The organism is Ideonella azotifigens, from assembly GCF_006519715.1.
In the GTDB taxonomy this organism is placed as follows: Bacteria; Pseudomonadota; Gammaproteobacteria; order Burkholderiales; family Burkholderiaceae_C; genus Ideonella; species Ideonella azotifigens.
The window spans coordinates 1-5404 of record NZ_VIDT01000386.1 but is presented as its reverse complement, the minus strand read 5'-3'; the positions used below and the strand labels follow the sequence as shown (position 1 = coordinate 5404).

Annotated in this window: 5 protein-coding genes and 1 pseudogene; 2 read left to right on the top strand and 4 right to left on the bottom strand. The window is 65.0% G+C overall.

Features of this window, described 5'->3' with window-relative positions:
• From FKP22_RS20065 to FKP22_RS20055, 3 genes are all read right to left on the bottom strand, one after another.
• Nucleotides 1-467 (bottom strand): TonB-dependent receptor plug domain-containing protein (locus FKP22_RS20065; protein WP_375140602.1); only part of this gene is annotated, 467 nt, incomplete at its 3' end.
• 90 nt (nucleotides 468-557) lie between these two features.
• Complete coding sequence (locus FKP22_RS20060) at nucleotides 558-1361, bottom strand: nucleotidyltransferase domain-containing protein (protein ID WP_141289466.1); 804 nt, start codon at nucleotides 1359-1361, stop codon at nucleotides 558-560.
• Between the two features lie 5 nt (nucleotides 1362-1366).
• Nucleotides 1367-2167, bottom strand: coding sequence for a hypothetical protein (locus FKP22_RS20055; protein WP_141289465.1), 801 nt, complete (start codon nucleotides 2165-2167; stop codon nucleotides 1367-1369).
• Between the two features lie 195 nt (nucleotides 2168-2362).
• On the opposite strand from FKP22_RS20055, the gene FKP22_RS20050 reads away from it, so the two are divergent.
• Both FKP22_RS20050 and FKP22_RS20045 read left to right on the top strand, forming a co-directional pair.
• The gene (locus tag FKP22_RS20050) at nucleotides 2363-3481 is read left to right on the top strand and encodes a serine hydrolase domain-containing protein (RefSeq protein ID WP_211361484.1); all 1119 of its coding nucleotides are present in this window, start codon (nucleotides 2363-2365) and stop codon (nucleotides 3479-3481) included.
• Between the two features lie 687 nt (nucleotides 3482-4168).
• Nucleotides 4169-4444 carry a hypothetical protein gene (locus tag FKP22_RS20045; RefSeq protein WP_141289464.1) on the top strand — a complete coding sequence of 92 codons (276 nt, stop codon included), beginning with the start codon at nucleotides 4169-4171 and terminating at the stop codon, nucleotides 4442-4444.
• A 53-nt stretch (nucleotides 4445-4497) separates the two neighbouring features.
• Here the strand turns inward: FKP22_RS20045 and FKP22_RS32305 are convergent.
• Nucleotides 4498-5404, bottom strand: a pseudogene (locus FKP22_RS32305) (malto-oligosyltrehalose synthase); the annotation flags it as partial.

The following is a 5404-nucleotide window of genomic DNA, read 5'->3' as shown; positions in this document are numbered from 1 at the left end:
CCGTCGTCGGTGAAGACGTTGATCACGCCGCCTGCCGAGTTGCCATACAGCGCCGAAAACGGCCCGCGCAGCACCTCGATGTGGCCCACCGAGCCCAGCTCCACATTGCTGATCTGCCCCTGTCCATCGGGCAGCGTGGCCGGAATGCCGTCCACATACAGCCGCACGCCGCGGATGCCGAAGGTCGAACGCGCGCCAAAGCCGCGCATCGAGATCTGCGTGTCCTGCGCGTAGTTCTGCCGGTCCCGCGCCTGCAGCCCCGGCACCGCGCCCAGGCTTTCCGACAGGTTCACCTGCGCACGGCCCAGCCGCAGGTCATCGCCCTCGATGCGATCGATGGACGCAGGCACGTCGAACGCGCGCTGCTCGGTCCGGGTCGCGGTGATGACCACCGTTTCAACCGGCGCAGCAGGCGTGGCCTCGGTCACCTGTTGCGCCAACACTGCGACCGGAGCGGTGGCCAGCAGCCAACCGGCATGTCGGGGGAAATTCGGACGCAGGGCTCCACGGCCCGCAAGCAAGTGACGAGGCATCGCGCCATTGTGCCGCTGAGTCGCTCAGCCGCCCAGCAGCGTGTCAGCCAACAGCGCATCCAGTGGTGCGAGCGAGCGTTGCACCAAGGCTGGTTGCAGCTCGGCCATGCTGGTCAGCATGCGGTCCATGAAGGCATTCAGCATGGGTCGCGCCGGCAGCCAGTCCTGCTCGCCGGCCTGGCGCTTGAGCACCAGCAGTTCGGCAACCTCGGCACGCAGGGCCGCGTCGGGCACCATCGCCTCGACCAGCGCCTCGAAAGCCATCGGCGGCGCATCGTCATGCGTCAGCACCCATTGCGCGGCCAGCAAGGGCCTCAGCACGTACAGGTATTTCTTCGCCCGCACCAGGTCACCGTGCAGGTAGTCGCGGTAGTTGCCGCGCGCCATCGCGTGGTAGTGGTGGAAGGAGCGCACCGGCTGGTAGACCGCGGCCGCCGCTGCTCGCAGCCGCTGCACGAACGCTTCGTCCTGCCGGTACACCACCGGCGAGCTCAGCCATTCGACCAGCGTCGCATTGCCCTTGGCCAGCAACTGCAGCGCCTTGCGCAAGTCCCAGCCGTTCACATCGAACACCGGCCCCGGCACCTCCTCGATCACGTCCCGCGGCTGCGCCAGCTGCAGGTAGTCGCGCACCGGCCGCGCGTAGACGAAGCGCACGTCGTAGTCCGAGTCCGGCGAAGCGAAGCCCCAGCCCCGACTGCCGGATTCGCAGGCATACAGCACCCGCACGCCATGCTCGGTTTCAACCGCGGCCAGCTTGGCCATGATCTGCTCGCGGATCAGCGGGTCGATGGGATGGGCGTAGCTTTCTGGGTCGGACAAGTTCATGGATGTCACGCGGCACGAATGTATTCAGAAGAGTATCGGATGACTTTGAAAGTGAACCTGCGGGGCAGCAGCGCGCGCAGGGCCTCGACATCGCCAGGTGCACAGGGGGGATTTCGCCAAGTGAAGCTGGCAACCGTCGAGAACGCTGCTGATGTGAATAGCCGCCGATAGTCTTCGAGGGGCGTGCGGCGTTCCCTGAAGTCCTTGAGATAGGTTTGGTTGAACTCACCAAACGCCAGATGCTTCAAGCCCGAAAAGGCTTTGGAATCAGCAAGATTGCCAATGAAATCCTCGGTTGCCAGGCCCGCATCCAAATCCAGGCGGCGCAGCGGGTGCCCAGCATGTTCAAAGAAGCTTGCATTGGGCGCCGAGGGTGCAATGAGAGCCTCAAGCGCAGGCGCTTTACAGAGCAACCGGCCAAGCGCCCCATCTTCTTCGTACCCGGTCGCGACGATCCTGTGGTTGTGGTCGCCAGGTGCGGACTGCGCGATTGAGAACAGCTTCAGTTCGGGGAACGTGGTCGAACCATCCAACAGCTCGTCCAGGCGCCAATTGCAGACGCCATTGGCGCCTTCGTCAGGTCCATTCAGGACGATCGATGCGACGCGTCCGGCGGTGCCTGGTTCTCGAAGGGCGCGGCAGAGTCTGAAGTAAGTTGCTTCCATCGGCGAGCCATGGAAGTGGACGTGCAGCCTGCCCACCTGCTCGGCAACGGACAAGCGTTCATGCAACTCAGGGTCCAGCTCGTCCTCTTTGGGACCGGCGAGCTCACTGCAGAGATGCTGGAGAAGGAGGTTGTCGTTCATGGGTTGATGTGTGCAGCAGGAAGGTCAGTCCCAAGGAGCCAGGCTGGCATTGCAAACGAACTGCGCTCAACTGGAACGCTGCCCGACTGTCGTTGGGCATATGCAAAGGCGGGGCCGTGGGGACTTCAATTGTGCCGAGGTGGCGCTGTGGGAGACTGGCCGGCGGCATGTGCCAGCAGGCTTTCCGGGAGCGGCATGATCAAACCGATTTTGATGGCAACGCTGGCAGCAGCGACGCTGGCGGGCTGCGGCAGCGCGCAGCTTGCCGTCGCGCCTCAAGTGCAAACCGTGGTGCCGGCACCTCAGCCCTACGCCGCCATCGTCGAGCGCCATCGCCTTGCGCATGGCTTCAATGGTGTGGTGCTGGTGGGGCAGGGCACGCAGGTGCTGGCGCTGGTGAGCACTGGCGTGGCCGACGCGGAAGCTGGCCTGCCGGTCACCGCGCAGACGCGCTTCGAGACCGGCTCGATGTCCAAGTGGGTCGCGGCCATCGTCGTGATGCGGCTTGTGGACCGCGGGCTGCTGTCGCTGGACGCGCCCATCACCCGCTACTTGCCGGACTACCGGCCCGACACCGGCGCGCGCCTCACGCTGCGCCACCTGATGAGCCACAGCAGCGGCGTGCCGAACGACATCGCGGCCGCGCGCAAGGCCGATCCATCGGTGGCCACGCAGGTCATGACGCAGGCCGAGGCGGTGCGCCGCTACGCCAGCGGCGACCTGGCCTTCGCGCCCGGCACCCAGTGGGACTATTCGCACTCGAACTGGCTGATCGTGCAGGCCATCGCCGAGCAGGTCGGCGGCAAGCCATACCCGCAACTGGTGCGCGACGAACTCACCGGCCCGCTGGGCTTGGAGGGCAGCGGCATCTTCTCCGGCGACTCGGCCCAGGTGCCCGGCATGGCTCGTGGCTACAGCGCCTTGAAGCCCGGGCCGCAGGCGCGCATCAATCCGATTCCCGCCTACATGGCCATGGCCGGCGGCTTCTACAGCACCGCACCGGACTTGTTGCGACTGTTGCAAGGCGTGCTCGCCGGCCCGCTGCTCAGCCCTGAAGCTCGCCGCACGCTGATGACCACCCAGATGCCCGACCAGCACTACGCCCTCGGCGGCCGCATCCGCACCGAAACCATTGCCGGCCAGCCCCGCGAAATCGCCTGGGAAGACGGTTCCAACGGCGGCTTCCGCGCCATCGCCCGCCGCGTCCTCGCCGACGGCCACAGCGTGGTCGTGCTCAACAACAGCAGCGATGACCATTTGCTGCTGGGGCAGATGGCGGATGAGTTGTTGGCGGAGAGTTATGCGGGACCTTGAGGTGGCTCAAGGGGACATGCGAGGCAAGTGTTCCAGAGACCGATCAGCAACGCCACGGGCGACGGCCTGGGGGCCGAAGCTGACGATCTGGTTGCTAAAGGCGTGGCTCAGACGATGGAGGGCGGTTCGACTCACGGCGCAGGGCAGCGCGGTTCGAGGATCCCAATCAGATCACCCCCTGGTGTTCGATGATCGCTTCAATCGGCCGTGTCCGTAACGGGCCGCTGCGGTGCCTCGCGTCAGAATAGTTGCCACCGTGTCACGCTCAGTCCAGAGCGTGACACGGTCGTCGATCGGCTGGCGTGTGAGGGCGTCGGTGTCGGGTATCTTGGTAGATACGAGCGGCTCAGCCAACCTCTGCCTGCCCGTCGACTACATGCTTCACTCGGTGGCGGCGAATCACTTTTTAACCACTTAACCGACGATCCAATGAAACGAGTGATATTGGCGAATCAAGGGGTTCGCTGGCCGCACAGATGTGCCGCGTGTGGAGGGCAAGCGGATGGCACCCTCAAGATCAGGACATCTCGGGCTACAGATGTCGCGTTGATCGCGGTTGTAATCCTTTGGTCGCGGCATCGGAGTTCCATCAGCCATCCAATCTGCGGGAAACATCGGATTTCGGGGTGGGTCGCGAGCCGGCTTTCGCAGCGTCATCCTCTCAATGTGCTTCTTGGATTCATCGCAGTGCTGCTTGCAATTGGTGCTGCAGGTGCTCTTTTTAACCTCGTCAATTCATCGCCGGGCTCACAGCGCATCACATGGCAATACGTTGCATCAGTGGCCGCGTTTCCCGCTGCCTATTGCGGCTTGTTTTTTTGGGCTCGCCGCTTCACACCTGTGAAGTTCGAGTATGCCGATGCAGCCAGACTGCGCTTTCGGTTTGCCAATGACGACTACGCAGCCGAGTTCAAGCGACTTAACCCCTCAAGCGGCAGTTCTGAGCTGTATTTTTCGCCCTGACGAAAGTTCAATCAGTGCCACTTCATGCTGCAGAGCCTCATGCCCGACGCTGCCTACAACGACGTGGGCATCAGGACCGCCATCGGCCAGTCCGCGAAAGCCTCAGGCAGCTGGATGACGGCCGAGCCGTCTTGAGGTGATGGCGCGGTCAGCGTCGCGTCCGGCAGCAAGCGGCCGGTCAGCGCGTCCTGCCAGGCGGCGGGCGGCTTGTGGCTGTTGGGCAGGACGATGTGACTGGACTGCCATAGCTCGCGCGTGAGTCGCGTCGGATCCGCGCCCGCCAGCCCACAGAGCAGCCGCGGGGCCAGCACGACGAGCGTGTCCCCGTCGAGTTGGCGGGCGAAGGCGGTGACGTGGGCGGCGGCGGGGCCTGTGACATCCAGCGGCAGATAGTGGCCGCGCTCGAACAGCAGCGGGCGGGCGTCGCGCAGCGCGAGCAGGCGCTGGGTCAGCAGCATCTTCAGGCGACCGTCGGGCAGGGTGGCGCGCATCGCGGCGGCTGCGGTGGGTGGGAGCTGGCCCTCGATGAAGGCTTCTCGGACCTGTGTCAGCAAGGCTTGCAGTGCATCGAAATCGACCGGGCGGCGGTTGTCGGGGTCGACCAGGCTGAAGTCCCAGCGTTCCTGGCCTTGGTAGATGTCCGGCACGCCAGGTGACGTGAGCTTGAGCAGCAGCTGGCTCAGGCTGTTCCAGCAGCCGAAGGCCTGCACCGGCGCGAGCCAGGCCTGGAAGTCGCTGAGGAAGGGGTTGGGCTCGAGGGTGCCCAGCAGCAGGTCCACGAAGCGCGACAGCCTGGCTTCGTAGGCTTCGTCTGGCTGCAGCCAGCTGCTGTGCTGCTTGGCTTCGCGCACGGCCTTCTGCATGTAGGCCTGCACGCGCTGGCGCAACTCGGCCAGCCCGATGTCGTCGAGCGCCGCCTCCAGCGGCCAGATGCCGACCAGCGTCTGGTACAGCAGGTAC